The organism is Kangiella spongicola (genome assembly GCF_003194565.2).
Taxonomy (GTDB): Bacteria; Pseudomonadota; Gammaproteobacteria; order Enterobacterales; family Kangiellaceae; genus Kangiella; species Kangiella spongicola.
The window spans coordinates 803,632-829,140 of record NZ_QICH01000001.1 but is presented as its reverse complement, the minus strand read 5'-3'; the positions used below and the strand labels follow the sequence as shown (position 1 = coordinate 829,140).

General features: G+C 44.7%; 27 protein-coding genes. 17 read left to right on the top strand and 10 right to left on the bottom strand.

Annotation, left to right across the window (positions count from 1 at the left end):
• The first annotated feature begins 126 nt into the window (after positions 1 to 126).
• From DL796_RS03715 to glpE, 5 genes are all read left to right on the top strand, one after another.
• The gene (locus tag DL796_RS03715; RefSeq protein WP_110200099.1) at positions 127 to 1,323 is read left to right on the top strand and encodes a glycine C-acetyltransferase; all 1,197 of its coding nucleotides are present in this window, start codon (positions 127 to 129) and stop codon (positions 1,321 to 1,323) included.
• 71 nt (positions 1,324 to 1,394) lie between these two features.
• Positions 1,395 to 2,420: an L-threonine 3-dehydrogenase gene (gene tdh / locus DL796_RS03710; RefSeq protein WP_110200097.1), complete on the top strand. Its 1,026-nt coding sequence runs from the start codon at positions 1,395 to 1,397 to the stop codon at positions 2,418 to 2,420.
• 11 nt (positions 2,421 to 2,431) lie between these two features.
• Positions 2,432 to 2,896 carry a GNAT family N-acetyltransferase gene (locus DL796_RS03705; RefSeq protein ID WP_196597946.1) on the top strand — a complete coding sequence of 155 codons (465 nt, stop codon included), beginning with the start codon at positions 2,432 to 2,434 and terminating at the stop codon, positions 2,894 to 2,896.
• A 3-nt stretch (positions 2,897 to 2,899) separates the two neighbouring features.
• Positions 2,900 to 3,517 carry a rhomboid family intramembrane serine protease gene (locus DL796_RS03700; RefSeq protein WP_110200095.1) on the top strand — a complete coding sequence of 206 codons (618 nt, stop codon included), beginning with the start codon at positions 2,900 to 2,902 and terminating at the stop codon, positions 3,515 to 3,517.
• Between the two features lie 26 nt (positions 3,518 to 3,543).
• Complete coding sequence (gene glpE, locus DL796_RS03695) at positions 3,544 to 3,855, top strand: thiosulfate sulfurtransferase GlpE (protein ID WP_110200093.1); 312 nt, start codon at positions 3,544 to 3,546, stop codon at positions 3,853 to 3,855.
• Here the strand turns inward: glpE and DL796_RS03690 are convergent.
• Positions 3,852 to 4,178, bottom strand: a complete 327-nt coding sequence (locus tag DL796_RS03690) for a putative signal transducing protein (protein ID WP_227592955.1) — start codon at positions 4,176 to 4,178, stop codon at positions 3,852 to 3,854. The genes glpE and DL796_RS03690 overlap by 4 nt on opposite strands.
• Before the next feature lie 68 nt (positions 4,179 to 4,246).
• Here DL796_RS03690 and DL796_RS03685 point away from each other — a divergent pair, with 68 nt between their 5' ends.
• Together DL796_RS03685 and ubiA are read left to right on the top strand one after the other, a co-directional pair.
• Positions 4,247 to 4,801, top strand: coding sequence for a chorismate--pyruvate lyase family protein (locus DL796_RS03685; protein WP_110200091.1), 555 nt, complete (start codon positions 4,247 to 4,249; stop codon positions 4,799 to 4,801).
• A 50-nt stretch (positions 4,802 to 4,851) separates the two neighbouring features.
• Positions 4,852 to 5,724, top strand: a complete 873-nt coding sequence (ubiA, locus tag DL796_RS03680; protein ID WP_110200089.1) for a 4-hydroxybenzoate octaprenyltransferase — start codon at positions 4,852 to 4,854, stop codon at positions 5,722 to 5,724.
• Here the strand turns inward: ubiA and plsB are convergent.
• The 3 genes from plsB to DL796_RS03665 are packed head-to-tail and all read right to left on the bottom strand — an operon-like array spanning position 5,686 to position 11,063.
• The gene (plsB, locus tag DL796_RS03675) at positions 5,686 to 8,205 is read right to left on the bottom strand and encodes a glycerol-3-phosphate 1-O-acyltransferase PlsB (RefSeq protein ID WP_110200087.1); all 2,520 of its coding nucleotides are present in this window, start codon (positions 8,203 to 8,205) and stop codon (positions 5,686 to 5,688) included. The two genes, ubiA and plsB, sit on opposite strands and share 39 nt — an antisense overlap.
• A gap of 16 nt (positions 8,206 to 8,221) precedes the next feature.
• Complete coding sequence (locus DL796_RS03670) at positions 8,222 to 9,448, bottom strand: pyridoxal-dependent decarboxylase, exosortase A system-associated (RefSeq protein ID WP_110200085.1); 1,227 nt, start codon at positions 9,446 to 9,448, stop codon at positions 8,222 to 8,224.
• A gap of 34 nt (positions 9,449 to 9,482) precedes the next feature.
• Positions 9,483 to 11,063 carry an acyl-CoA ligase (AMP-forming), exosortase A system-associated gene (locus DL796_RS03665; RefSeq protein WP_110200083.1) on the bottom strand — a complete coding sequence of 527 codons (1,581 nt, stop codon included), beginning with the start codon at positions 11,061 to 11,063 and terminating at the stop codon, positions 9,483 to 9,485.
• Between the two features lie 135 nt (positions 11,064 to 11,198).
• Between DL796_RS03665 and DL796_RS03660 the strand changes: the two genes are divergently transcribed.
• Positions 11,199 to 12,332 (top strand): VanZ family protein, encoded by a 1,134-nt coding sequence (locus tag DL796_RS03660; protein ID WP_110200081.1) that lies wholly within the window; start codon positions 11,199 to 11,201, stop codon positions 12,330 to 12,332.
• 26 nt (positions 12,333 to 12,358) lie between these two features.
• On the opposite strand, the gene DL796_RS03655 is transcribed toward DL796_RS03660, so the two are convergent.
• Positions 12,359 to 12,883 (bottom strand): hemerythrin domain-containing protein, encoded by a 525-nt coding sequence (locus DL796_RS03655; protein WP_110200079.1) that lies wholly within the window; start codon positions 12,881 to 12,883, stop codon positions 12,359 to 12,361.
• Positions 12,884 to 13,243: 360 nt separating this feature from the next.
• Here DL796_RS03655 and DL796_RS03650 point away from each other — a divergent pair, with 360 nt between their 5' ends.
• From DL796_RS03650 to DL796_RS03635, 4 genes are all read left to right on the top strand, one after another.
• A complete protein-coding gene (locus tag DL796_RS03650; RefSeq protein WP_110200077.1) occupies positions 13,244 to 13,984 on the top strand; it encodes a DUF3050 domain-containing protein in 741 nt (246 codons plus the stop codon).
• 126 nt (positions 13,985 to 14,110) lie between these two features.
• Entirely contained in the window at positions 14,111 to 14,788 is a 678-nt protein-coding gene (gene rpe / locus DL796_RS03645) for a ribulose-phosphate 3-epimerase (RefSeq protein WP_110200075.1), read from the top strand.
• A gap of 2 nt (positions 14,789 to 14,790) precedes the next feature.
• Positions 14,791 to 15,480 carry a phosphoglycolate phosphatase gene (gene gph, locus DL796_RS03640; RefSeq protein WP_110200073.1) on the top strand — a complete coding sequence of 230 codons (690 nt, stop codon included), beginning with the start codon at positions 14,791 to 14,793 and terminating at the stop codon, positions 15,478 to 15,480.
• Between the two features lie 296 nt (positions 15,481 to 15,776).
• Entirely contained in the window at positions 15,777 to 16,358 is a 582-nt protein-coding gene (locus tag DL796_RS03635; protein ID WP_227592988.1) for an anthranilate synthase component II, read from the top strand.
• 49 nt (positions 16,359 to 16,407) lie between these two features.
• Here the strand turns inward: DL796_RS03635 and crp are convergent, their stop codons facing one another.
• A complete protein-coding gene (gene crp, locus DL796_RS03630) occupies positions 16,408 to 17,043 on the bottom strand; it encodes a cAMP-activated global transcriptional regulator CRP (protein ID WP_110200069.1) in 636 nt (211 codons plus the stop codon).
• Between the two features lie 128 nt (positions 17,044 to 17,171).
• Between crp and DL796_RS03625 the strand changes: the two genes are divergently transcribed.
• The 3 genes from DL796_RS03625 (at position 17,172) to DL796_RS03615 (ending at position 18,812) form a co-directional block, all read left to right on the top strand.
• Positions 17,172 to 17,570, top strand: a complete 399-nt coding sequence (locus DL796_RS03625) for an OsmC family protein (protein ID WP_110200067.1) — start codon at positions 17,172 to 17,174, stop codon at positions 17,568 to 17,570.
• A gap of 9 nt (positions 17,571 to 17,579) precedes the next feature.
• Positions 17,580 to 17,984 carry a VOC family protein gene (locus DL796_RS03620; protein WP_110200065.1) on the top strand — a complete coding sequence of 135 codons (405 nt, stop codon included), beginning with the start codon at positions 17,580 to 17,582 and terminating at the stop codon, positions 17,982 to 17,984.
• A 168-nt stretch (positions 17,985 to 18,152) separates the two neighbouring features.
• Positions 18,153 to 18,812 carry a hypothetical protein gene (locus DL796_RS03615; RefSeq protein ID WP_110200063.1) on the top strand — a complete coding sequence of 220 codons (660 nt, stop codon included), beginning with the start codon at positions 18,153 to 18,155 and terminating at the stop codon, positions 18,810 to 18,812.
• Between the two features lie 474 nt (positions 18,813 to 19,286).
• Here the strand turns inward: DL796_RS03615 and aroE are convergent, their stop codons facing one another.
• Positions 19,287 to 20,081 (bottom strand): shikimate dehydrogenase, encoded by a 795-nt coding sequence (aroE, locus tag DL796_RS03610; protein ID WP_110200059.1) that lies wholly within the window; start codon positions 20,079 to 20,081, stop codon positions 19,287 to 19,289.
• Positions 20,082 to 20,101: 20 nt separating this feature from the next.
• On the bottom strand, positions 20,102 to 21,460 hold the full coding sequence (locus DL796_RS03605; RefSeq protein ID WP_110200057.1) for a Na+/H+ antiporter NhaC family protein: 1,359 nt from the start codon (positions 21,458 to 21,460) through the stop codon (positions 20,102 to 20,104).
• A gap of 93 nt (positions 21,461 to 21,553) precedes the next feature.
• On the opposite strand from DL796_RS03605, the gene DL796_RS03600 reads away from it, so the two are divergent.
• Both DL796_RS03600 and DL796_RS03595 read left to right on the top strand, forming a co-directional pair.
• Positions 21,554 to 21,751 (top strand): YheV family putative zinc ribbon protein, encoded by a 198-nt coding sequence (locus DL796_RS03600; RefSeq protein ID WP_110200055.1) that lies wholly within the window; start codon positions 21,554 to 21,556, stop codon positions 21,749 to 21,751.
• Between the two features lie 83 nt (positions 21,752 to 21,834).
• A complete protein-coding gene (locus DL796_RS03595; RefSeq protein WP_110200053.1) occupies positions 21,835 to 22,806 on the top strand; it encodes a multidrug resistance efflux transporter family protein in 972 nt (323 codons plus the stop codon).
• A gap of 111 nt (positions 22,807 to 22,917) precedes the next feature.
• Here the strand turns inward: DL796_RS03595 and DL796_RS03590 are convergent, their stop codons facing one another.
• Both DL796_RS03590 and DL796_RS03585 read right to left on the bottom strand, forming a co-directional pair.
• A complete protein-coding gene (locus DL796_RS03590) occupies positions 22,918 to 24,141 on the bottom strand; it encodes a heme biosynthesis HemY N-terminal domain-containing protein (protein ID WP_110200051.1) in 1,224 nt (407 codons plus the stop codon).
• Positions 24,138 to 25,499: a uroporphyrinogen-III C-methyltransferase gene (locus DL796_RS03585; RefSeq protein ID WP_110200049.1), complete on the bottom strand. Its 1,362-nt coding sequence runs from the start codon at positions 25,497 to 25,499 to the stop codon at positions 24,138 to 24,140. Before DL796_RS03585 ends, DL796_RS03590 begins: the two co-directional genes overlap by 4 nt.
• Positions 25,500 to 25,509 lie beyond the last annotated feature (10 nt).

The following is a 25,509-nucleotide window of genomic DNA, read 5'->3' as shown; positions in this document are numbered from 1 at the left end:
ATAAACGTGGGCTAGCGTATCAAAGCGATGCTGATCAATGTTAGAATAAGCGCAATTTACATGAGTTCTCATCGGCTCGAATGAGCGCCGGAGCTTATTAATGACGATTTTTAGTAAGGGTATCCCATGAATAAAGAATTCTTAAGTCACCTTCAAGCACAAATTGAAGACGTCAAAGCCGAAGGTTTATACAAAAAAGAGCGCGTTATCGACTCTCAACAGGCGGCTGACATCAGCGTCACCACAGGCGAGAATGTTCTTAACTTTTGTGCCAATAACTACCTAGGCTTAGCTAACCACCCTGAACTTATCCAAGCCGGTAAAGATGCGCTTGATAAGCAAGGCTACGGCATGGCTTCGGTACGCTTTATTTGTGGTACGCAAGATGTGCATAAAGAGCTAGAAAATCGTATTAGCGACTTCCTCGGCATGGAAGATACGATTCTTTATTCCTCTTGTTTTGACGCCAATACCGGTCTATTCGAAACCATTCTTTCTAAAGAAGACGCCATTATTTCAGACGCACTAAACCATGCTTCGATTATCGATGGGGTGCGTTTATGTAAGGCCATGCGCTATCGCTACAGCAACAACGATATGGCAGATCTGGAAGAAAAGTTGAAGCAAGCCGATGCTGACGGTGCGCGCTATAAATTAATCGTGACAGACGGTGTTTTCTCGATGGACGGCATTATTGCTGACTTGGAAAGCGTCTGTGACTTAGCGGATAAATACAACGCATTGGTCATGGTCGATGATTCTCACGCGGTTGGCTTTATTGGTGACAAGGGTCGCGGAACTCATGAACACTGTGGTGTCATGGACCGAGTCGATATTATCACCGGTACTTTAGGTAAAGCGTTAGGTGGTGCCTCAGGTGGTTATACTTCAGCGCGCAAAGAAATTGTTGAATGGTTACGTCAGCGTTCGCGTCCATACCTATTCTCAAACACGCTTGCGCCAGTAATCGCATCTACCAGTTTGCATGTGTTGGATATGCTCGAAAATGGTGATGAATTACGTCAAAAGTTAAGAACCAATAGCGAATACTTCCGCAAAAAAATGACCGCGCTAGGATTCGAGTTAGTTCCTGGCGAACACCCAATCATTCCAGTGATGCTAGGCGATGCTTCATTAGCCAGTAATTTCGCTGACAAAATGCTACAAGAAGGCATCTATGTTATTGGCTTCTCGTTCCCAGTAGTACCGAAGGGGCAAGCGCGTATCCGTACGCAAATGTCTGCGGCACATGATATCGAGCACATTGACCGCGCTATTGCTGCTTTCGAGAAAGTAGGTAAAGAGCTGGGTGTGATAAAATAATTTGTTGATGATACAAATTTGAATGATATAAGGCGATCAACAGTGATTGCCTTCAAACGTTAGAGAATTTTATGAAAACATTGAGTAAAGCAAAAGCGGAGAAAGGGATCTGGATGGTTGATCATCCAAAACCTGAGCTTGGGCACAATGATGTGTTAATCAAAATCAAGAAAACCGCGATCTGTGGCACCGATATGCACATTTATCATTGGGATGAATGGGCGCAAGAAACCATTCCAGTGCCGATGACGGTTGGGCATGAGTACGTCGGTATCATCGAAGAAGTGGGGCAAGAAGTAAAAGGTTTTCAAGTTGGCGATCGCGTTTCTGGCGAAGGTCATATCACTTGTGGCTTCTGTCGTAACTGCCGCGCTGGCCGTCGTCATTTATGCCGCAACACAGAAGGCGTTGGCGTAAACCGTCCTGGCGCATTTGGCGAATACCTCGTTATCCCAGCGGAAAATGCTTACAAAATCCCAGACGATATCTCAGACGATATTGCTTCGATTTTAGATCCATTCGGTAACGCCGCACACACAGCGTTATCTTTTGATTTAGTCGGTGAAGATGTCTTGATTACTGGGGCTGGCCCAATTGGCATGATGGCGGCGGCTATCGCTAAGCACGTTGGTGCGCGCCATGTGGTGATCACTGACATGAACGATTACCGCTTGGACTTAGCCAAGCAGATGGGCGCTACTCGTACCGTTAATGTCGCCAACGAAAAGTTGGAAGATGTAATGCAAGAGTTAGGCATGAAGGAAGGCTTCGATGTCGGCCTAGAAATGTCAGGTGCACCGCCGGCTTTTGCGTCAATGTTGAATACCATGAATCATGGCGGCAAGATTGCCATGCTCGGTATTCCATCAAGCGATATGGCGATTGACTGGAATCAGGTGATCTTTAAAGGCTTGGTCATTAAAGGTATCTATGGCCGCGAAATGTATGAAACCTGGTATAAAATGATTGCTATGGTTCAGTCTGGTTTGGATTTATCGCCGGTGATTACTCACCGCTTTGACATCGATAAGTTTGAAGAAGGATTCGAGACAATGGCCAGTGGCCAATCAGGCAAAGTGGTCTTGAGCTGGGATTAGTTGAAGGATTAATGCAGCTAATACAGTTCAAACTGAAAAGCTGGGCAGAGCTTGAAAAAAGCGAGCTCTACCAGCTACTACAGCTTCGAGCGCAGATATTTGTCGTTGAACAAGAGTGTGCTTATCAAGACCTTGATGGACAAGATCCCGAAGCACTGCACCTGTTAGCAAGCGACGAGCATCAAACCTTAGTCGCTTACGCAAGACTTTACGAGACACAAATAGACACTAAAGATTATGTCGCTATTGGCCGAGTCTGTACCGCTGAAGCGTATCGAGGCCAAGGCATTTCAAGGCAGCTCATGCAGCAAGCGATATCCTATATTGAATCGAATCAGAAGAAGCCAATAACCGTCAGCGCCCAAGCTTATCTGGAGCAATTCTATCAATCGCTCGGCTTTGCAACGGTTTCGGAACCTTATCTGGAAGATGGAATCCCACACATTAGAATGATTAAAGATGAACTAGGGGCATAACGGATGCTTGAAGACTTTATGAAACGTACCGGCTGGATGACTAAACTTTTAGTCGGGATCAGTGTTTTGGTATCGATCATCACGCTCTCAGGTACTAATCGAGAAATAACCAGTTTATTTACCTTTAACTGGGAATTGATCCAGCAAGGGCAACTGCACCGGCTAGTCACACCAATCTTTTTACACTTTATGATAGGCTCCTTGCCGATCCATTTAATCTTTAACATGATGTGGTTGTGGGATTTAGGTGGTTCAATCGAGAAAGATCGCGGGCCTTGGTATTTGCTTACGTTAGTTCTAATCATTGGTATTGCCTCGAATATGGCGCAGTATTTTGCAGAATACTGGATGGAAGGTTACGTCAGCCCGCGTTATATCTTTGGCGGTATGTCAGGCGTAGTCTATGGCTTATTAGGCTTTATCTTTATGCGCCGCAAGTTTGACCCTTTCTATAGAGTGCCATTACATCCAGGTATTATGCAGTTCATGCTGATTTGGTTGGTGCTGGGTTTTGTCTTGAATTCAACCGGTATGATAGGAATTGCCAACGCGGCACACCTTATTGGATTGGTAGCAGGTGGCGCCCTTGGTATTATCACGGCAAAAACTAAAGCTTTTTAAACTTATTATTAAACTCGACGGTATTTATGAATTTTAAAAGAATCACTATAGAAGAAGTTAATCGCTTACAAGAAAGTCAGGCGACGAATGTGATTGATATACGCGATCCACAGGCTTTTGCCGCGGGGCACATGCCGAATGCGGTTAATATTAATAATCAAAATGCCGCTGATTACATCGAAAATACCGACAAAGAAATGCCGTTAATAGTGGTTTGCTATCATGGGCACAGTAGTCAGCCTGCGGCGCGATACTTTGCAGCGCAAGGCTTTAAGGACGTTTACAGTATGGATGGTGGCTTTGAAGTGTGGAAGCTGAATAATCCTGTAGAGGTTTAAGCCGAGAAGCTATCGAAGTTATCGTCAGTCAGCTCTTTATTTAGAATTTGCTTAGCACGAATCAAATTTTCCTCTTCTACCAGTAATGGCACCTCACCAATAGCCGAACCATAAGTGCTGTGAAATCCATCGTGTAGGATTGTCGCCTCGATGCCATGGGTTTCGAGTAAGCCCTTCGCAATATGCGCCTGCATATTGTCAGCATAAGTTTCTACCGTGACTAATGCCATCAAAAACTCCCGCGCTATTAGGTCCATATCTATTATTAAGTCACGCACGATGCGGATTTTCAAGTAACCAGTCGATAGAGATAACTGAATCATCACAAACTAGGGTTTAAGCAGTGAATCCAGTACAATAGCCGCAACTACAATGATATTGGGCTGAGATCATGGATTTTAAGGTTTGGCGTAAAGCTACGGACGAGGTTGTTCGTGAGCTTCCATACCATATCGCTGAATGGGTCGCTGAGTTTGGATCGTTAACTCAGAAGCTAGGGCATTACGTCGACAAAGTCAGGCTCGACTTGTTAAAAGAAGACAAAGTTCAGGCTAGTCCAAGTGAAAGTCAGATACTTAAACTGCAGCCCCAAGAGCAAGCACAGCTCAGAGAGGTCGTACTCTATGGACCAGATGCCCCATGGATTTTTGCACGAACTCTAGTGCCAGTATCAGAAGAAAAGCTTATTTTGGATTTAGGCACGACTCCCTTAGGCAGTATTCTTTTTAGTTCAAAAGAGCTACGACGTGAGTCACTTGAAGTGAGGAGACTTGACTCAAATCACGCCATGTTCCAACAAGCAAAAAATTACGGCTTAGTGCAAGATCAAGAGCAATGCTTATGGGCCAGACGTTCTTATTGGCAGAATAGTCAACAGGCTAGTGACGGAAGCCAAAAGAAGTTACTATTATTGGAAGTGTTCTTACCAGCATCGCCACTTTATTAACAAAGAATGTAGCGCGAGCAAAATACAGATAACAAGAATCAACCAACACCATGAAACTACTACTGAAAAAAAATCATTGGCAACACTATGCACAGCTGATGCGCTTGAATAAGCCTATCGGCACCTATCTATTGTTGTGGCCTACGCTTTGGGCGTTGTGGATTGCAGCAGAGGGACTACCGAATTGGTGGATATTGGTAGTGTTTTGCTTGGGTGTGTTTTTAATGCGTTCAGCGGGTTGTGTCATTAACGATTTTGCCGATCGCGATTTTGATGCACACGTTAAACGTACTAAACAAAGACCCTTGGCGCAAGACAAGGTGAGTAGTAAAGAAGCAATAACGCTATTTTTAGTTTTGGTGTTGATGGCTCTAGCTCTAGTGCTAACGCTTAACTGGCTAACGATTGGTTTGAGCGTCATAGCTGTATTGTTAGCTGCCATGTATCCTTTTATGAAGCGATATACCTATTACCCACAAGCGGTACTTGGAGCGGCATTCTCGTGGGGCATTCCTATGGCATTTGCGGCAGTTACGGGCGAAGTGCCAAATCTTGTGTGGTTGTTATATATCTCGACATTGCTGTGGGTGCTGGCCTATGACACGCTTTATGGCATGGTCGATCGAGAAGATGATATTCGGTTGGGGCTTAAATCCACGGCGATTCTTTTCGGTGAAATGGATTTAATGGTGATCAGTGTTATCCAAGGGATGTTTTTATTCGGTATGTTACTACTTGGGCAGCAGTTAGAATTATCTTTCTATTATTATTGTGGTTGGGTTGTCGCGCTAGCGTTAATTGCGCGACAAATATGGCGCTGTCGCAATCGGGAAGAAAACGAATGCTTCAACGCCTTTTTAAATAATAATTACGTCGGAATGGTCTTATTCCTCGGACTTGTCTTCCACTACTGGCTGGGCTAGCTGTTTGCTTTGCTGCAAGCTACGAGATGCTTGTTGCAAGCCTTGCTGTACCGGTACGCTTAATAGACTCATCACTGTGTTGTAAAGCAGTAAACACGCATCCGTTGCGCGCATACCAGCGCCTTCGGTGTGGCTAACCCACTCTTCGTCTTTCAGTATTTTTACCAAGTTTCTAAACAGATTTTTGTCGAAAAACTCAGGTGCGTTAATACCATTAAGCGCAGCTATACGCTGTGCCAAGCGCTGACTTTCTTGCTCTAATTCTGCGCGACGAATCGTTTCGCCATCCTGCAAGCTGTGTAATAACGTCAGACTAATAGCGTAACGCTGTAAGGCCGGCTGAACAGCTTGTGCTAAGGTCATAAGGCGTGCCCAGTTTGGATCCGTATCCTCGGCGGCGGTAAGGGTGTTGTCGCTTTCCTTGAGCATGCCAAGGGTGACAAAGCTATCGATAATGGTATTTACCTGTGGCTCAATTTCGTCTTGCGTCCAGCGAACATAAAGTTCCTGGTGCAAGAATGGGTAGATCAATTGAACGAGGTCAACCACTTGAGTACGGGTAACTTCGTGATGACGTTGGAAAATAGCCGCTATTAAAGATGGTAGGGCGTAAACGTGGAGAATGTTGTTGCTGTAATAGGTTGAAAGTACAGCTTCGTCGCCTTCAATGAAAACCACGGCTCCAGTCGGATCGGTGAACTCTTGCACTACACCCAGTTTCAGCGCCGTTTCGATTAACTCTAGGCCACTATTTTCCGGCAAATTAATATGCTCGCTATAAGGAGCGGATTTAGCCAGAGTCACTAACATATCGAGGTGTGAAATCAGTTCACGTTTATCCATCGCCTGTCGCGGTGTGGCTAATAACGTCAGGCTGACCAAACAAATGCTATTGATGCTAGCCGCTGAGTTAATGCGACGGTTAATTTCGTCGCCTAGGGCGGTTACCGTATTGGATAGCCAATCTGGACGTTCGTCTTGGTCAATCGAGGATTGGCGCCAATCAATATTGCGTTGCTCTAGGAAGTCGTGCAACTTGAGTGGTTCGCCAAAATTTAAATAGACCTTGCCATAAAAGCGTTTTAAAGCTTTACGCACGCCTAGTAACTGACCAAAGGATTCTTTCTGTTTGGACTTGCCGCGCAGCTCACCAACATAACTTTTACCCTCGAACATACGCTCATACCCGATATAAACGGGAACAAATAGTATCGGCTTTTTAAGTCCACGCAATAAAGCTTGTATGGTCATGGCAAGCATGCCGGTTTTCGGCGTTAATAAACGCCCTGTGCGACTACGACCGCCTTCTTGGAAGTATTCCACAGGCGTGCCTTTGTTGAACAAACGGTACAAATACTCGTTAAAAACAGCGGCGTAAAGGCGGTTACCGCGGAAACTGCGGCGCAGGAAAAAAGCACCGCCACGGCGCAAAATAGAGCCTGCTGGCCAGAAATTAAGATTAATACCAGCGGCAATATGCGGTGGTGCTAAGCCTTCGTGATAAAGCTGATAAGACAGCAATAAATAGTCGGCATGACTGCGGTGGCATGGCACATAGATAATCTCATGATCTTTAGCCATCTGGCGCACTTGCTTGAGGTTGTTAACTTCGATACCCGCATAAATTTTGTACCAGACCCGAGTTAGGATACCGGAAAGAAAACGAATCATACGCGGACTAAAGTTAGCGGCAATCTCTTTGACGTATTTGCCGGCTTCTTTTTTAAGCTCTTGCTCGGTGCGTTTACCTTTTGCTGCTTCGCGCTGGATAACTTGTTGTACCGGATCTGAAGCGACAATGCCGGCAATCAGTTCGCGACGGTTCTGGGTGCGCGGGCCAACCGTCGCAACCCATGCGCGGTTGAAGTGAACTCGCAAAATACGACTAAGTTTATGCGCGTTGCGTTTTGCGTCGAGTTCTAAATTAAGTTCCTCAGAGGTAAGCTCGAGCGGTTGTCCGTACTGCAGCAAACATTTACGACCCGAGAATAAAATGATAAGAAATTTACCGAAACGCCCCGACTCTTCAATGCTTGAAATAAAATAACGGAAAAACGAACGCTCTTTGCCGGGATTACGCCCCCAATAGACCGAAACAGGCACTAACTTAAAACGCGTATTGGGGTTGGCTTTTTGTGCCTCAAGTAGTTTAACTAGACTCTCTTTGTGTAGCTCGTTGACCTTATTACGACGGAAAATGCTTGGGCGTTTGTTTAAAAACAAACAGCTGCCTTTAGCAGGAACCGATAAGCTGTGGTCGTTCGCTTTACCAAGAGGTAAGTCGAGCTGTTCGCCTTGACGTCGTAACAACTCTATTGAAGTCATCGACTGGGTGCGAAGTATATAAATAATATGATCCTGAGGCGATAGGTTAAATTCGGTCACCGGATCTGAAGGCACCCGTTTTTCTCTGACCAACAGTTTAAGCGGAAGACGCAATATGGCTAAAGAAAGGTTTTTTAAACTCGAGGAAAAAGACATACGTTAAAGTAACCTATTATAGTAATAATTGTGTTGGGTGAGGGTGACTTAAAAAGTCGCGCGGACTGGCGCTAAAACCATAAGCGCCAGACTGGTATACAGCGATAATATCGCCAACCTCAGCCTTCGGTAAGTTCATATTGCTACCCAAAATATCAAGCGGGGTGCACAAAGGGCCAACAACGTCGACCGTTTCTAACTCTGTGGCGTCCATTTTGGTGGCGACCGCGAGCGGGTAGTTTTTACGAATGACTTGCCCAAAATTACCGGAAGCAGCGAGATGATGATGTAGACCGCCATTAGTAATTAAGAACTGTTTACCACGAGAAATTTTAATGTCAGTGACTTCACACAAATAAACGCCTGCATTACCGACCAGGTAGCGACCAAGTTCGAGAATAATTTCGCAATTGTTTAAATAGTCGCTGTATTCTTGGCGAAGCTTTTTCAGGTTTTCGGCAATCGGTTCGAGCTCAAGTGGCGTATCGCCAGGGAAGTAAGGAATACCAAAGCCACCACCGATATTGATATGAGTCAGCTTGATGTCGTACTGCTCTATTAAACGTGCGACTAAAGCGAAGATATTGTTATGAGCGCTGATGATGGATTCTGGACGCAGGTTTTGTGAGCCGGTAAAAATATGCAACCCGCGAAGCTCAAGATTAGGGTGTTGTAGAAGTTCTAATAAGTCGCTGAATTGTTCAACATCGATACCGAACTGTTGCGCGCCACCGCCCATCTTCATTCCTGACGACTTTAGCTCAAAGTCAGGATTTAAACGCATCGCAATCGAGGCGTTGCAGTCTAGCTTCTCGCTAAGCTCGGCAATGCGTTTGAGTTCCGTTTTCGACTCCACATTAATGGTGATGCCGCTCGCCAACGCCATGGTTAATTCCTTGATGGACTTTCCAGGGCCGGCAAAACTGATGTTATGCGCGTCGGTTGAGGTTGATAATGCTAAGCCCAGCTCCATTCCAGAGGCGACGTCTAAGCCATCAACTAAATCGGAAAGGTAGCACAGCAGTGGCGCATAAGGATTCGCCTTCATCGCGTAATGCAGGCTAATATCTGGGAAATAATGACGTAAACGATCCACATTCGCTTTGATAACGCTTTTATCATAAACGTAACAAGGCGTTTGACCGGTGATTTGCACCACTTGGCTAACTGTCTTGCCTGCGATCATTAGCTCGCCTTTGTCGCTGGAAAACTGATCCATCGGTGCGTGTGTTTTAGTTGTCATAAATAACCTTTGTACCTGTTGCCCAGTTAGGGGTTTAGGCTTCTGCTAAATGCAGAAATGTATTTTTTAGCGCCGGTCTATCAATCTTACCGTTGGCATTGCGCGGTAACTGATCGACAAATTCGACAAATTTTGGCTGCATATAGTTTGGTAGCTGCTGTTGGCAAAAGCGCTTGATTGCTTTTGTGCTGTCCTCGTTGGGATGCACGTCTTGGGCCAACTTAATCACGAGCAACACAGCCTGCCCCAATTGTTGATGGGGTATGCCTATCGCGGCGACCTCGTCCACTAGCTCAAAATGATATAAAGTATCTTCAAGCTCTGCTGGACTGATTCGATAACCTGAGCATTTTATCATATCGTCTTTACGACCGATAAAATAAAGAAAGCCATCCTCGTCACGACTAACCGTATCGCCCGACCACACAGCGATTTCAGGTAAAAATTGATCATCAGAAGGTAACGGCTTAAAGCGTTCGGCAGTTTTTTCAGGGGCATTCCAGTAACCAAGGCTGACATGAACCCCACGGTGCACCAGCTCTCCAGGCTCATTAGCGGCACATTCAGTGCCATCTTCTCGCAGTACTAATATTTGTGCGTTAGGAATGGCTTTTCCCATGGAGTTTGGGCGTTTATCGATCTCATCGGGCTCTAAATAAGTGGAGCGGAAAGCCTCTGTTAAGCCATACATCAAATAAGGCGAAGTATGCGGTAGCGCTTCTCTGAGTTGAGTTAACGTGGCTTCCGGCATGGCGCCTCCGCTATTGGTAATATAGCGAAGGGAGTTTTGTGCCGATTGTGGCCACTCTAGTGACGCCAGTTGTACCCACAATGGCGGTACGGCGGCGAGTCCTGTGACTTGATGTTTCTCCACTTGGCGAATGACATCTCTTGGCAACAAGTATTCCATCAAAACCACTTTAGCGCCGACTAAAAGCCCAGTGGTGACCTGACTCAAACCATAATCAAAGCTTAAAGGTAGGACGGCCAATAAAATATCATCCGCCGTATTATGCAGATACTGGCTGACACTTTGCGCTCCGGCGATAAGGTTTTGATGCGAAAGGCAGACGCCTTTGGGCTGGCCGGTAGAGCCAGACGTATAGAGAATTGCAGCCAAGTCTAGGGAAATGCCCTGACGGCGACGCGGTAGCTCTGGGCTTGGTAATTCTGACCAAAGCCAAGTCGAGACAGTTTCCGGCTTACTGAACTTTGACGAGTCATCGACTATTAAAAGGTGACCTAGATCCTCGCATTCATCAAAAATGCCCTGTAATATCTTGCTCCGCTGCGAGCTGGTCACGAGTAGTTCGATATTACAGTTTTGGGCGATATAGCTGACTTGTGCGGGTTTTAATAACGGGTTAATCGGCACAAAAACCAAGCCTGCGCGACTGGCGGCGAAAAAGCTGATAACGGCTTCGACTTGCTTAGGTAAATAAACCCCGATACGGGTCATGGGCGCTAGACCAAGCTCGATGAAGTAATCGGCTAAACGATCGATAGCTTGCTCCAGTTGTTGGTAGGTCAACTGTTGCTTGTTATCGTCGAGCGCAACTTTATGGGCAAAATGCTGACTGCTTGTAGAAACAATATCATCAAACTGGCAAAGCATCTGTTTTCCGTTATTATGAATTGGATGAGCTAAAACACATTTTAGCGGTTTACAGCAACCGCGTCAGCTAAACCCATTAAAAATTAACCAAGCCATTAAGAAGCGGTAAAAGGCAATAGAAGGGAAGGACAATTAATGAGATTGATTTGGTACATAGTTATAGTTTTTATAGCTTACGGCTCTTTGTACCCGTTTAATTTCGATTTGTCGCGCCCACTCCCCGAGGATTTAGGTGCCTGGCTCTTAAACTGGCAGCAACGAACCATTCGTTCGGATGTGATTGCGAATATTTTATTATTCATCCCCTATGGTTTTTTTGGTGCTTTAACCGTCCAGCAGAAACAGCGAAAAGCTATCCTGTGGTCGATATTGCTGATGCTCGGTGGGGGTATTCTTTTTGCGGTTTGCTTACAGTTTATACAGTTTTATCTACCATCAAGAGTTTCCCACGCCGCTGATGCCTTGTTAAACGCCATCGGTATCCTAATTGGTATTTCGCTAGCCGCTTATTCAAATAGCCAACGTATCCAAAGAATGATCCCAGCGCGAATGCGAATAGCCGTCTCGCCAGCGTTTTTAGTATTGTTTTTATGGATTGGGTGGCAGTTTTTTCCTTATATTCCGGTGTTTGAAAGCAAGCAATTTGGGCAGAGTCTCGATACTATCGTTAAAAGCACTTGGTCACTGAGCGTGTGGATACAGAACATTATTTTTTGGCTAATCTTTTATCACTTAGTCAAACGGGTGCTTGGAAAAGAATATCGTTTAGGTTTTATTGTCTTTTTATCGGTATTTGTCTTAATCATTAAACTTGCTATGTATCGCTCGCAGATGGGCTGGAGCGAAATCACTGCGATACCTTTGGCTATCCTGATTCATCAAACGGTATCGCGACGCTGGATGGTACCAATGCTGGCTATAGCGACCACTGGCTTGCTGCTTTGGGATGGGATTTACCCCTTAACCTTTAAAGCTAATATGAACAGCTTTCAGTGGTTGCCATTTGATGATTTCTTGACCGGCTCAACTTGGTACAACTTGAGCCAGCTTATCGAGGAATCGTTGTTATTAGCATCTGTCGGGTATTTTTGTGCTCGCTGGTGGTCAAACTACCGACTAGCTTCGGGATTATTAGTGTGTTTATCGGTCATTATCACAGTATTGCAACTGTTCTTGGTGGGGAAGTATCCAGATATTACGTTATTCGTAATGGCGGTGGTGATCGGTATTTTGTTGGTGCGGTTACAGGCGATCCAAAGAGCGCGCTGAAATCCCTTTCAGAATAAAAGCCCAGACTAGGGTGTGTATAAGGTATAAAGCTCGTTTTCCTCAAGCGATACGCGGTGGGTTAATACTTCGCCAACCTGCTGGTACTCTTGTGGAAAGTGCTCCTGCAATACGGACATTTTGATTGGCTTTGAATAACGTTTACAGAATTTAATCACTGCCTGAGCGATATCATTCATTTCATTGCGAAAGTCTTTTACTAACTGCATCGAGGATGCGTCATCCGTCAGGTTCTGCTCTAGGTAAGCATAAAACTTCACATTTTCTTTTAATAAATGCGCCTGAAAGTCACGCTTAAATTGAGTCACTAGCTCAGCAAGTTTGTGTGGATCGTTGGCTTGGTAACCGAGCTCCCACATTTTCCCAAAAAGAGTCACCAAATGGCTATGGTCATTTTTCAAATTATCGACTAAGCCAGGATCAAACTGAATACCTTTTTTGGCGGGAGCCGCGTTTGATTGTCTCGGTGGCGGTGGTGCAGTTTTCTGTTCAACCTGTGGCCTTTTTGTAAAAAAGTCTTTTATAAACCCCATTGCTATCTCCTAAGCTAAATAAAAAATCGTTACTTTTTTGTTGTAGTAACAACTTAGTAGACACTAAAAAAAAGACATTTTCAATAATTATAAGTCATTAATATATATAGAAATAATGCGCTTCTGCATTATGCGCAGATGCATTGAATTCAATTCAAATTTGCAGGAAAAGTATTTTCTAATGATTAAATGATAACCAAGTCATAAAAAAATAAAAAAAAGCCCTATAAAACGTGGATTTTTTATAAGGGCTGTGATTAGTAAATAGAGAGCATACTAAAAAAATGCCAACAACAATTATAAAGTCAAATCTGCATTAGCCGGTTTGGAGATGCAAAATACCCACTGTGAGGAAAGACCATGTTGAAGACAAAATTAACGCAATTAAACCAAGAATTATCGCGTCACGAAGCCTACCAAGCGCTGAATAGTGTGACCAGTGTTCGCACTTTTATGGAATACCATATTTACGCCGTCTGGGATTTCATGAGCCTACTTAAATCTTTGCAGCAACACTTAACCTGCGTTGATGTGCCTTGGATCGAGTCGAAGCAAGATCCTGAAGTAGTGCGCTTTATTAACGAAATCGTCATTGGTGAAGAAAGCGATCTAGACCCCGAAGGGAACGCGGTCAGCCATTACTCGCTGTATTTAAAAGCAATGGAGGAAGTTGGTGCAGATACTAGCCGCATTAAGCAATTTATCGAAACCCAAGATCTCAGTTTGATCCCTGATGGTGCGCGCCAGTTTGTGGAATATAATCTCGAGATCGCCAAGAACGGCAGTGACGTTGAAGTTGCTTCAGCATTTTTGTATGGCCGTGAAAAGTTGATCCCAGATATGTTCACGGCGATTAAAGATGTGATGTCCTCAGAGAAGGTTGATTGTCCTACCTTGATTTATTACCTAGAGCGACATATTGAGCTGGATGGGGATGAACATGGGCCGTTAGCCGAAAAGTGCCTGCAAGCTCTTTGTGGCGATGATGCTGCTAAGTGGCAAAGCGCTGAAGACATCGCGGTAGAGAGTTTAAAACTGAGGTCACGTCTATGGGACGCTGTGCTTGCGGCGATTAATGAAAAGCGCGAGAAAGCGGCATAAGAATAGCTGCGTGAGCAATTTAATGAATAAGGAATAATCTGAAAAAGCATGGAAGCTTTTGCTGTGTCATTAGAAGTCGTGATAAAGATTCTGTAGAATGGGCAAAAACCTTACGATAGACCTATTATGCAAAATATTGTTATCGCGCCTTCTATTCTTTCCGCTGACTTCGCACGCCTTGGTGAAGAAGTCGAAAATGTCCTAAAAGCGGGTTCCGACTGGGTTCACTTTGACGTAATGGATAACCATTATGTTCCTAACCTCACGATTGGCCCTATGGTCTGTAAAGCACTTCGCGATTACGGCATCGAGGCGCCGATTGATGTGCACCTGATGGTTGAGCCAGTGGATAGCATCATTCCAGATTTTGCCAAAGCGGGAGCTACTTACATCAGTTTCCACCCAGAAGCCTCGAAGCACGTCGATCGCACCATCGGTTTGATTAAAGAGCACGGCTGTAAAGCGGGCGTGGTATTAAACCCTGCGACACCAGTAAGTATCCTTGAGTACATTATTGATAAGGTCGATTTAGTGTTGTTGATGTCAGTCAACCCTGGCTTTGGCGGCCAAAGCTTCATTCCTTCGACTTTGCGCAAGTGTCAGCAAGTACGCCAACTAATCGATGAGTCGGGGCGTGATATTCGCTTGGAAATTGATGGTGGCGTGAAAATTGATAACATCGAAGAGATCGCAGCCTGTGGCGTCGATACCTTTGTCGCTGGCTCGGCGATTTTTAATACCGATGATTATCAAGCTACGGTCAGCCAGATGAAAGCGAATGCCGAGAAAGGCGCATCACGATAAGTATGACCAAACTTACTTTTCCCGACTTGGTCATTTTTGACCTCGACGGGACCCTCGTTGATAGTGCTGGCGACATTCAGGTTGCGGCTAATAATACCTTTGAAGAGCTCGATTTGCCTGAGCAACCATTGAATCAGATTAAACGCTGGATTGGTGGTGGCGCTCAAGTCTTTGTTGAGCAAGCTCTAGAGTATTTCGGCAAACCCGAGTGGTTTGAACAAACCTATCGCCTTTTCATGCAGTTTTATCGCGCCCTTCCGGCGGATAGGACCGTGATGTTTGATGGCGTACAAACATTGCTCGATCAGTTAAAGCAGTCGGGAGTCAAAATGGCGGTGGTGAGTAATAAGCCCCATGAACTGATTGGCCCCATTATAAAACATCTAAAGCTGGATGATTATTTCGAGCTTGTCTTAGGAGGCGATAGTTTGGCTGAGAAAAAACCAAGCCCAGAGCCACTGCTTCATGTCTGCCGAGAGCTTAAGGTCGAGCCCAACAAGTGCTGGATGGTGGGCGATTCGTCAAAGGACGCAGAGGCCGCCGTTAACGCCAAAATGCCATTTGTTGGTGTGACTTATGGTTATGCGTTGAATCCTAGTGATATTCGTCCCCAAGGCGTGAAGCACACTGTTGTCGACAGTTTAGAGCAACTAACCCCTTTGATTTCGGTTGAGAGAGATGCCTATGCGTAAGGTTTCTCTGGTTGAGGTGATATATGCGTAAAGTATGGTGGATTTTAGCGACATTAATGATCGTCGCGACACTTGGCCACTACATGAGCGATCTAAGTGCGATTGAGCAGTGTGTGAGCGCTGGCGACAGTTATCATTACGATAAGCACCTCTGCTCAAAACAAAGTATCTATGATGGCGAGAGCGGCTTTGTAAATAACCACTGGCCATTAATGACAATGCTCGTCTTGAGTATCGCCTTTCTAATTGCTTCCTTGATAATTAAAGAGCCACCAGCGAGCCGTAAAAAGCTGTTAATGGTCGATAATTACGATTCGTTTACCTACAACTTAGTGCAGTATTTTGGCCAGCTTGGGCTCGATGTCATCGTAAAACGTAACGATGAACTGTCGGTTGAAGAGGTGAGTGAGATGGAGCCAGACTTTATCGTCATCTCGCCAGGGCCTTGTACGCCAAATGAATCGGGTGTGAGCTTGGAGATTATTAAAGAACTTGCTGGCGACTACCCGATTTTAGGCGTGTGCTTAGGCCACCAAGCGATGGCGCAAGTGTTTGGCGGTAATGTCATTAAGGCCAAGCAAGTCATGCACGGCAAAACCTCAGAGATATACCATAATGACACAGGCGTCTTTAACGGTTTACCCAATCCATTTCAGGCAACACGTTACCATTCGCTAGTCGTCGATACGCCGAGTCTGCCTAAAGAGTTTGAAATAACAGCATGGACCGAAGACGAAGAAGGCGAGTTGGAATACATTATGGGCATCAAGCACAAAAGCTTGAAGCTAGAAGGGGTACAGTTTCACCCTGAATCGATCTTAAGCGAGAAGGGCCACCAACTGCTAAAGAACTTTATTGAAACAGGTAAACAGGCATAAAAAAGCCCTGCGATTGCAGGGCTAACAATAATTGTATCTCGGCGTGCTATTAGCGGGCGCCAAAGATGACCATAGTTTTTCCTTTAACATGGATATGGTCTTGCTCTTCTAGAGCTTTTAATACTCGACCCACCATTTCTCGTGAGCAGCCGACGATACGACTTAATTCTTGGCGAGTAACTTTAATTTGCATGCCATCAGGGTGTGTCATCGCATCAGGCTCTTTAGCTAATTCAAGAAGAGCGTGAGCAACACGGCCTGTGACGTCGAGGAAGGCTAAATCACCAACCTTGCGGCTGGTTTTTTGGAGACGACTCGCTAATTGAGTGGCCAGCTTGAATAAAACGTCAGGATTATCCTTAGTTAGCTGGCGGAACTTTTCATAGCTGATTTCCGCAACTTCGCACTCGGTTTTGGTTCTTACCCATGCCGTGCGATCGTGATCATCAGTGAATAAACCCATCTCACCGAAGAAATCGCCAGGGTTTAAGTAAGCAAGTACTAACTCACGACCTTCGTCGTCTTCGATTAATACTGTTACCGAGCCTTCAAGTAAAAAATACAAAGTGTTAGAAGAGTCACCCGCGTAGATAAGGGTGCTTTTGGTTGGGAAACGGCGTCTCTGACAGTGATTTAGGAACCACTGAATGGTCTCGTCTTGAGCCAGATGATAAGGTAACGCCATGTGATATTTCCTATTTTGTTGTAATCATTCAGAATATAGCATGAAATCTTAGTGCCGTACCCCTTTAAAATCAAATTCGATATGGCACTATATAGCCTCTAAAAGCTTTAACTAGGTCACAAATCATTATGAAAGTAACAATTGACTGGGTCAACGACCTTAATTTTATTGGGAAAAACAGCAAAAGACAAAAAGTTATGTTTGGCGCTGAAGGCGATTATGCCTCGCCAATGGAGAATTTACTGATGTCAGTGGGTGCCTGCGCCTCGGTAGATGTGGTAATGATCCTTAAAAAAGCTCGCCAAGACATTACAGGCTGTCACTGTGAGATAGACTCTGACAGAGCCGACGAGCCACCGCGCCGTTTTACAGGCTTGAGAATGAAGTTTGTCGTTCGCGGTAAAGGTCTATCGGAAAAGCAGGTTAAAAAAGCGATCGACTTGTCGGTTGAGAAATACTGCTCAGTGATGCACTCGCTCGATCCGAATATGCCTGTCGAAACCAGCTATCAAATAGTGCCAGTGTAAGGAGCTGTTATGAAAAGGCCCGCAAAACACTTAGGAATGCGCCACCTAGCGCTGTTTGTCGAGGATTTAGCCGCAGCAGAGCATTTCTATGTCGAATTGCTTGGAATGGACGTCGAATGGCGCCCAGACGACGCTAACGTCTATTTAACCTCACAAGGCCATGACAACCTAGCCCTACACAGCAAACAGCCCGATTTAGACACTTCAGGCGGGCAAAAGCTCGATCACCTAGGCTTTATCATGAACACAGCTGAAGAAGTGGACCAGTGGTATGAGTTTTTGAAAGAAAACGGTGTGCAGATGCTGACCGAACCACGCAGACACCGCGACGGCGCCACCAGCTTTTATTGCTTGGATCCGGATGGGAACCGGGTGCAGATGATTCACCACCCACCAATCGTATCTAGCATCTGATCGTCGGCAATGCTTTGTTAAAATATCCTGAAAACGTGCTCATGTACTTGATGTGCACTGCGCTTTTTCAGGACATTTTGCCGCGCCTTGCCTTAGCTCAGAAGCTAGAGTAGGGGGGGATGAACAAAGATAATATTTAAATATTTAACAAGGAAAAGGAGATAAAGTTTGAAAAAGATAATCGTCTTGGTGCTAGGAGTAGCATTAATTGTTGGGGCAACATTATTTTTAATGGAGCCAAAGGAAACATCAAAAGAATCGGAACAGCTCGAAAATAGACTAACCGAAAGTTCTTCGACTAAAAAACTCACATCAAGTTACGAGAATAGCTCTGAAAAAGGGGTAAAAAAAAGCGATCATGCTAATAAAAAGCAAACTAGTGATAAAAAAGAGCGCCTATACACGCAAGAAGAGTTAGATGCCGCTGTGAGTAAAGCAAAAATAGAAATGGCTGAAAAGGTATTGAGGGATACAGTGTCCGAGGAAGAAATCACAGAAACCGTTGATAGCGTAGTAGAAGCGTTTGAAGAAAGTCAGTCGAACGCGCAATCTAGTGCTAATGAAGCCACAATCAATAATTACATCCACGAAAACCAGATCTACGACAAGTTAGTTGATAAAGGCGTGGTATTTTCTGGTGTGGAGTGTCGTGAAGCTGCATACCGGTTACGATTCGAAGTGAACGCTACTGTCGACGACATAAAAAAGCGTATGCCTAAAATGTTTGCAATTTCACAACAACTGGAAAGTCTTGATTTAATCAAAGACATGGAAGCGGTCATTACCAATGACTTTGAAGGAAGAAGCTTGTATTTCTACTATTACTAATTAGCTAAAACCTCGAAGGAGTCTAGGCTTCTACGAGGTTATACCTGTCACATAGTTTTCATGAAACGTTCTTTTGATGTTTAATTAAACTTTTTGATAAGGACTCAAAAATAAAGTTTGAGATGATGCTAACAAGGCCTATTGTTATACAAGCTCTAGGTATTTCATAGCTTTTGATAGCATCAACAATTACCTTCTTAGTAGCTTTATCTAAACTATCTGGCAACGACAGTTCAGCAAGTGTTAGTCCTAATTCGTAGGAAAAAGCCATGAAAGCTAAGAGTAGAATCAAAAGAAAGATCTTTAGTGAAACATATTTGATGTAAAAATCAGGCTTAGAAAGAGCTATAGCAAATAAGCTAGTAAGTATTGCTATTGATATAGTTATTGTAGTTTCCATAGATAAAAGTTAATTGTTATGTTAATCCTTCCTCTCATAATACCGTTATTATGCAAAGATGTTAAACGAGTGAATTAGATATCTAGTTGAACCAACGATGTATCCGGATACTTCCCAGTCCAAAGCCCGAATGATTCGGCACCTTGTTCAATTAGCATGCCGAGGCCATGAAATTGGTGGCTGGTATGCGGCTTTGCGGCGTTGAGGAACTGCCCTGCCTTGTCGCCGTAATTAAGATCATAAGCAACGGCATTATCGGCAAAAGTAACTTGGTCTAGGTACTTGTCAGCATTAAAGCTAACGGAGTTAACGATGAGGTCAACCGCGATTGATTCAGAATAGAGCTTGATGGTACCGAGGTGCGATAGGTCATTGGCGAGCTGTTCAGCCTTGCTTAGCGTGCGATTAATGAGGTAAACCTCAAAGCCGTCGAGTAATAACGACTGAGCGATACAGCGGGCGACGCCGCCAGCGCCTAAGAGCACTGCGCGCTTGTTTTGGAAATCGATGTTGTGTTCTTTTTGCTTGGCGTATAGGTCACGTAAGAAGCCCATGCCATCGGTGCTGTCGCCGAGAATGCCTTCGGGAGTGTAAACCAATGTATTGATGCTATTAGAATCTTTGGCGCGATCAGTAATAAGGTCGGCATATTCTAAAGCATCGAGCTTAAAAGGTGCGGTCACGTTAAGCCCTTTGCCACCGCTTTGAAAAAAGTCATTAATCACGCGGTTAAAACCTTTATGGCTTGGGCAGTATTTGGAATACACAATATCTAAGCCAGTCTGTCTCGCAAACTGTTGATGCAGCTGTGGCGACAAGCTGTGTGATATGGGGTTGCCGACAACCCCGTAGCGAAGTGGTTTGCTCATAGTTTTATCTAGAAAGCCTGCTACTGCATTAGACCAAAAATAATGTATAAAATGATACTAATACCGCCTGCGGTCATGGCGTAGGGTAGCTGGGTTTTTACGTGATCGAGTAGGTCACAACCAGCCGCTAGCGATGAAATCACAGTGGTGTCAGAAATTGGTGAAGCATGATCACCGAACACGGCGCCGCCCAACACTGCGCCTAACACGAGGCTCGGCGAAATACCCAAAGCCAAAGCTAATGGAACAGCGATAGGGATTAAAATACCAAAGGTGCCCCAAGAGGTGCCTGTGGTGAAAGAGATAAAGCCCGCCAAGACGAATATTAGCGCTGGGATTAACCATAACGGAATAAAGTCACCGACCGCTTGTGCTACAAATTCACCTGTCTTAAGCTCGCCCATGACCGAGGAGAGAGCGAAGGCTAATAGCACCAGTGTGACCAATGGTAAAAGATTGCCTAATCCTTTGAAGCTTTCGGTCATGAGCTCTTTAGTTGGCACTTTTGCGTCATAGCGCAATAAGCCAAGCGCTAAAAGCGTCGATAGGATTACTGACCAAAGCACCGATTCAGAGCCAGATCCTTGGCGTAAGTCACCGTCGCCGGTAATAAACATAAAGATGAGTATGCTCACTACCATAAGAATCAAGGGTGCTAGCATGTAGCGCTTTTTTGTCGCTTTAGGTAGGTCTTGTTCGGCTTGTTGCTGATGGGTGATTTTGTTTTCCATGGTCTTCAGTGGGCCATGTACTTTGGTGCTGAGCACCGTATAAAAAACAATCAACAGAGTGACGATAGCGTAAAAATTAAGTCCAATACTACCCACCATAACCGCCGTCGGATCGGTAACCGCTGTTTTTTCAACATGGCCTAAAATAGCTGCGCCCCAACCATTTAGCAGGATTAATACGCTAATCGGCGCACAGGTCGAGTCGATGATGTAGGCTAAGCGAAGTCGACTCATCTTGAGCTTATCGAATAGAGCTTGCGACGAGAGGCCAGCGGTTAAGACGCTCATGTTGGTGTCAATAAAGATGGAGCTTCCTAAAATTGTGGGCAGTAGACCAGCTTTGCGCTGATTATCGACTAGACTTCTATGAGTTAGCCAATCGACAAAAGCAGTAACACCACCAGAAATTTTGATAAGTTGGATTAGTGCGCCGATTAACAGGCTGAACATTAAGATTCGAGTGTTATAGGCGCTGGAAAAGACGTTAATAATACGATCGACGCTGTCAGTAAACGCATAGATTGGGTTGCCGCCGACAAGAATGAGGGACGCAGTGAATATTGCCAACAATAGGGCGATGGTGACTTCGCGCTTCCAGATGGCAAATATAATGGCCACGATTGGCGGTAAGATGCTTAACCAACTCATAGGTTTTAAGGTTTTATGTTAGACTGTTAAGCCTAAGTCATTCTTTGTTGTAAGGTCGAAAAAGCACCTTATAGCAATCGGTCAGTAAATTCAATGAAGCAAAAAGTTACCGCGAAACGATTTGTCGCTGGGGCTAAGTGCCCTAAGTGCCAGCAAATGGATACAACCGTTTGTTATTACGAAGATGAAATCTTTGTGCGTGAGTGTATCGAATGCGGCTTTAATGAAAAAATCATCAATGATGACGAGCCCGCATCAGCTCCACAAATGATCAAAATAAAAGAATTATAGTTACGAAATTTAGCGTTAAATCTTCTATCCAAACCCAGTAATTTACACGATAATAGCGGCCACGAAAGCTTTGAGTTCTAGACATGTTAAAACTGATAGGTTTGGGGATACTCTCTGGGTTGTTCTTTAGTGCAACCTTTGTACTTAATGAGGCGATGAGTGCCGCCGGCGGTCATTGGCTTTGGTCTGCCAGTCTTCGTTATGGCTTTGTCATCATATTCTTAACTCTGTTTCTCTTAATGCGAAAAGGTGTTTCCTATTTAAAGGAGTTAACGAGGTTGTTACTGGAGTACAAAAGCTTCTGGACAATAACCGGCACTATCGGTTTTGGCTTTTTCTACTTGTTTCTGTGTTATAGCGCTGATCACACGCCGGGTTGGATTATTTCCGCTACCTGGCAGTTTACGCTGGTGGCGAGCTTAATTATCTTTGGTTTACTAGGAAAAAGCTTCCATCCACTGGTTTGGGTCTTCGCTATCGTTATTTTCGCTGGCGTGGTATTGGTGAATTTAAGCCACCTACATACCATGACTTCGGATCAATTGATTTATGGTGCTGTACCAGTGCTGATTGCCGCATTTTGCTATCCGCTAGGTAATCAAATACTGTGGGAAGCGAAGTATGGCACCCACAAGCGCATTCCTCATATTAAAAGCCCCTTATTAAATGATGTCTTTGCCAAATTATGGTTGCTCTCGGTGGGGACCATACCATTGTGGTTAGTTCTGGTAGCAGTAGTGCAACCCGAGGCGCCATCTGTGGGGCAACTGACTAGCACTGCTATTGTGGCGCTATGTTCGGGAGTTATTGCCACAGGGCTATTCATTATGGCTAGAAACAAAGCTTCCAACACCACAGAAATAGCGGCTGTGGACGCTACGCAAGCATCAGAGGTATTGTTTGCAATCATTGGTGGTTATTTATTGCTGGGCTCTGAGTTGCCGAATCTGGTGTCTACCATTGGGATCATTGTCATTGTGATAGGCTTAGGCTTATTCCTTAAATACCAAAAGTTAGAGCCGAAGCCGAAAATCCCTACCGATAAAGTGGTTTAAATTGGGTAGAAAGTTATATAGATAATGAATCATATAATTACTAACCATAAAAAAAGGGCGGTCTGATACCGCCCTTAATGATTATAGAGTAAGACTGATTGCTATTTTTCGCTACTCTTCGCTTAAATCTTCAATAACTTCATGCTTCTTTTGTGGACTCACTTCATTCGCCAGTCCTGTATAAAAAACTTCCTGCGCCTGGATCGGGTGACCAAGCTCTTTATAAGCTTGCCCTAAGTAATAGTAGGCCTCGGCTGTAGCTTGTTGCTCAATACTTTGCTCAAGGTATTTCTTGGCCTTGCCCCATAGCTGAGCGCGTAAAGACAGTTTGCCGAGCGTTGTCAGCAATACGGCATTATTCGGTTTTTGCTTTAACCAGGTTTCGGCGGTGGCTAATGTGCGCGAAGGCTCTTGGCTTTCGATCATGCCGTACAGCTGCGCCAATCGTTCTTGCCACTGCTGTTTCATTGAGTCTTTGATGTGCAGTTCTAGCTGATCGTATTGGTGCTGCTCGGCAAGAATTTCAGCATAAGCCAATTGTGCTTCAGGACGTTTACGAACGTTCTTCGAGAGTTTTAACCATTGTTCATTAACAGCAGTTAAACCGTCACGCTTAGCAATCAAGCTCAATAATTCGGCCCAAGCAATAACCTCGATATCAGCGACTCGTTCGGCGCTATAGACTCGGTTTTTATGAAGCTTAGGCAGCAATTCAATAATTCGTTCCCAATCACCGAGCTTGGTGTAAAGTTGATGCAAAAGCTTGAGTACATAAGGGTGGTGTGGCGAAAGCTCACGCAAATGATTTAGCGTAGCAAGAGCCTGCTCGTACTGTCGATGACGAATTTTAAGTTGGGCTTGGGTTAAGCCAATAGCAATGTGTGCGTCAGGCTGAGCCTTTGCCGCCGCTTGTAAATACTCGTCGCGACTTTTATGATCGTCTTGCTCTTGTGCCGCTCGTGCCGCCGCAAGGTAGTTAATTAACTTAGTATCACGGAACTTTGCGCCTTTCACTAATAAGTTTTCGGCAGTTTTCCAATGACCTTCGGCAAGCGCGATCATGCCATCAATAGTCTGCTGGCGCGCTTTACGTAAGTTTCTATCGCCAAACCAGCCTACTGTGAGATTGCTGGTTTTTAGTAAGTAGCGAATGAGAATCCACAATAGCCACACCCCAACGAGCGACAAAAGGACTAAGGCAATGGCGAAATTATTCTTAAACTCGATAGCAGTTTGGTCTAGCAATATGTAGGTGGAGCCTGGGACATTGCTAATTAAAGGGCCCAAGATCAAGCCGCCGAAGAGAGCGATTAAGATGATCCATTTTAGCTTCATGCTGATGGCTCCTCTGCTGTCTCGTCTGGTTCATTGTCTGGTTCATTGTCTGGTTCATTGTCTGGTTGAGTGTCAGGCGCCACGTCCTCTTGCACTTCTTTGGTAGTAGACGGTGACTCTAACCAGGCATCTACCTTACTTTGCGAAATCTCACGAATTAAAGTGTAAGACTGTAAGGACTGCGGTAAATCTAACTCGACACTACTGTTGAGTAACTCCGAAACTTGTTCGAGAAATGCTTGTGTCGAAGCAGGCTTTTGCTTGAAGTATTGCTCGACCCATTGTTTAACGTTGGTTAAGTTAGACTCAAACAGCGCCTGATTGTTTTGCAATGCTGCCAGCTGCGCTGTTTGCAGGTTAAGTAAGATGTTTTCGCGTAATAAACGATCTTTTTGCGGGCTGATAAAGGGTTGAGTCGATTCATCGAACTGGTGAACCGTGTAGTATTTACTGGCCGCTTTAGACATGGAGTTTTTAAAATGTTGCCAGCTCGAAAGATCGGTTTCTGACTGTACTTCCTCAACGGAATTCTCTTTGTTTTCAAGTTGGACACTGGCTAATTCAAGCTGGGCTAAATTGTCCTTTAAAGTTTCAATCGCAATGGCGATACCTTCGATATCGAGATTACCACTACCGCGCACGGCGTTAATATCCTGGCTTATGGCTTGACGAAGCTCTGTTAAAGAGCCGTCATTAAGGCCGGCTAATTGATTATCGGCGGCTTGCAATAATGCGATAATAGAAGCCGCGTCATCAGTAAAGTTGAGCTTATAAGAGGCTTCACGGATTAGGTACTCTGCTTCATTAAATAGCCAGTCTTGTTGTTTTTCTGAAGTGACGGTTTGGAATTTACGCTGTGTTGTTCGCAGTTCATCTTGCAACTGCTCAACATAGCGCTGATTGTCTTCAAGACGGGACGTTAGCTGCTCAAGCTTTTGGTTCTGCTCAGACAGCTGTGCTTTAAAGCGCGACTGTTGCTGAGAAACATTTTGTTCAATGTTTTCGATACGATCAGCTTTATCAAGACTAGTTTGGTAATTTTTCCATTTTTGCCAGCCAAAAAAGATGGCGTAGCCAATAGCTGCTAAAAGGATGATTAAGATAAACCATTTAATCGGTTTAGTAGCAGCTTTCTTGGAAGCCTTATTGGGTTGTGATGAGCTGGGCTCTGACGAACTATCGCCTGACTGATTGGAGTCGGTATGCTCCGAGTGTGGGATATCATCAAAAGCTGAATCGGCGGCAATTTGGTCGACATCTGAATCAGTCTGGCTACTGATCGCTTTATCATTGCCTTGGTCAGTTGCATCCTCTTGGCGAGGATCGTTTGGTTCGCTAGTATTATCCTTGTTGCTCATCGGTTCTTTT

Excerpts from the sequence above, each read along its gene's own strand:
- DL796_RS03715 (WP_110200099.1), top strand. The coding sequence starts at position 127 with ATGAATAAAGAATTCTTAAGTCACCTTCAAGCACAAATTGAAGACGTC.
- tdh (WP_110200097.1), top strand. The coding sequence starts at position 1,395 with ATGAAAACATTGAGTAAAGCAAAAGCGGAGAAAGGGATCTGGATGGTT.
- DL796_RS03705 (WP_196597946.1), top strand. The coding sequence starts at position 2,432 with ATGCAGCTAATACAGTTCAAACTGAAAAGCTGGGCAGAGCTTGAAAAA.
- DL796_RS03700 (WP_110200095.1), top strand. The coding sequence starts at position 2,900 with ATGCTTGAAGACTTTATGAAACGTACCGGCTGGATGACTAAACTTTTA.
- glpE (WP_110200093.1), top strand. The coding sequence starts at position 3,544 with ATGAATTTTAAAAGAATCACTATAGAAGAAGTTAATCGCTTACAAGAA.
- DL796_RS03690 (WP_227592955.1), bottom strand. The coding sequence starts at position 4,178 with ATGATTCAGTTATCTCTATCGACTGGTTACTTGAAAATCCGCATCGTG.
- DL796_RS03685 (WP_110200091.1), top strand. The coding sequence starts at position 4,247 with ATGGATTTTAAGGTTTGGCGTAAAGCTACGGACGAGGTTGTTCGTGAG.
- ubiA (WP_110200089.1), top strand. The coding sequence starts at position 4,852 with ATGAAACTACTACTGAAAAAAAATCATTGGCAACACTATGCACAGCTG.
- plsB (WP_110200087.1), bottom strand. The coding sequence starts at position 8,205 with ATGTCTTTTTCCTCGAGTTTAAAAAACCTTTCTTTAGCCATATTGCGT.
- DL796_RS03670 (WP_110200085.1), bottom strand. The coding sequence starts at position 9,448 with ATGACAACTAAAACACACGCACCGATGGATCAGTTTTCCAGCGACAAA.
- DL796_RS03665 (WP_110200083.1), bottom strand. The coding sequence starts at position 11,063 with ATGCTTTGCCAGTTTGATGATATTGTTTCTACAAGCAGTCAGCATTTT.
- DL796_RS03660 (WP_110200081.1), top strand. The coding sequence starts at position 11,199 with ATGAGATTGATTTGGTACATAGTTATAGTTTTTATAGCTTACGGCTCT.
- DL796_RS03655 (WP_110200079.1), bottom strand. The coding sequence starts at position 12,883 with ATGGGGTTTATAAAAGACTTTTTTACAAAAAGGCCACAGGTTGAACAG.
- DL796_RS03650 (WP_110200077.1), top strand. The coding sequence starts at position 13,244 with ATGTTGAAGACAAAATTAACGCAATTAAACCAAGAATTATCGCGTCAC.
- rpe (WP_110200075.1), top strand. The coding sequence starts at position 14,111 with ATGCAAAATATTGTTATCGCGCCTTCTATTCTTTCCGCTGACTTCGCA.
- gph (WP_110200073.1), top strand. The coding sequence starts at position 14,791 with ATGACCAAACTTACTTTTCCCGACTTGGTCATTTTTGACCTCGACGGG.
- DL796_RS03635 (WP_227592988.1), top strand. The coding sequence starts at position 15,777 with ATGGTCGATAATTACGATTCGTTTACCTACAACTTAGTGCAGTATTTT.
- crp (WP_110200069.1), bottom strand. The coding sequence starts at position 17,043 with ATGGCGTTACCTTATCATCTGGCTCAAGACGAGACCATTCAGTGGTTC.
- DL796_RS03625 (WP_110200067.1), top strand. The coding sequence starts at position 17,172 with ATGAAAGTAACAATTGACTGGGTCAACGACCTTAATTTTATTGGGAAA.
- DL796_RS03620 (WP_110200065.1), top strand. The coding sequence starts at position 17,580 with ATGAAAAGGCCCGCAAAACACTTAGGAATGCGCCACCTAGCGCTGTTT.
- aroE (WP_110200059.1), bottom strand. The coding sequence starts at position 20,081 with ATGAGCAAACCACTTCGCTACGGGGTTGTCGGCAACCCCATATCACAC.
- DL796_RS03605 (WP_110200057.1), bottom strand. The coding sequence starts at position 21,460 with ATGAGTTGGTTAAGCATCTTACCGCCAATCGTGGCCATTATATTTGCC.
- DL796_RS03600 (WP_110200055.1), top strand. The coding sequence starts at position 21,554 with ATGAAGCAAAAAGTTACCGCGAAACGATTTGTCGCTGGGGCTAAGTGC.
- DL796_RS03595 (WP_110200053.1), top strand. The coding sequence starts at position 21,835 with ATGTTAAAACTGATAGGTTTGGGGATACTCTCTGGGTTGTTCTTTAGT.
- DL796_RS03590 (WP_110200051.1), bottom strand. The coding sequence starts at position 24,141 with ATGAAGCTAAAATGGATCATCTTAATCGCTCTCTTCGGCGGCTTGATC.
- DL796_RS03585 (WP_110200049.1), bottom strand. The coding sequence starts at position 25,499 with ATGAGCAACAAGGATAATACTAGCGAACCAAACGATCCTCGCCAAGAG.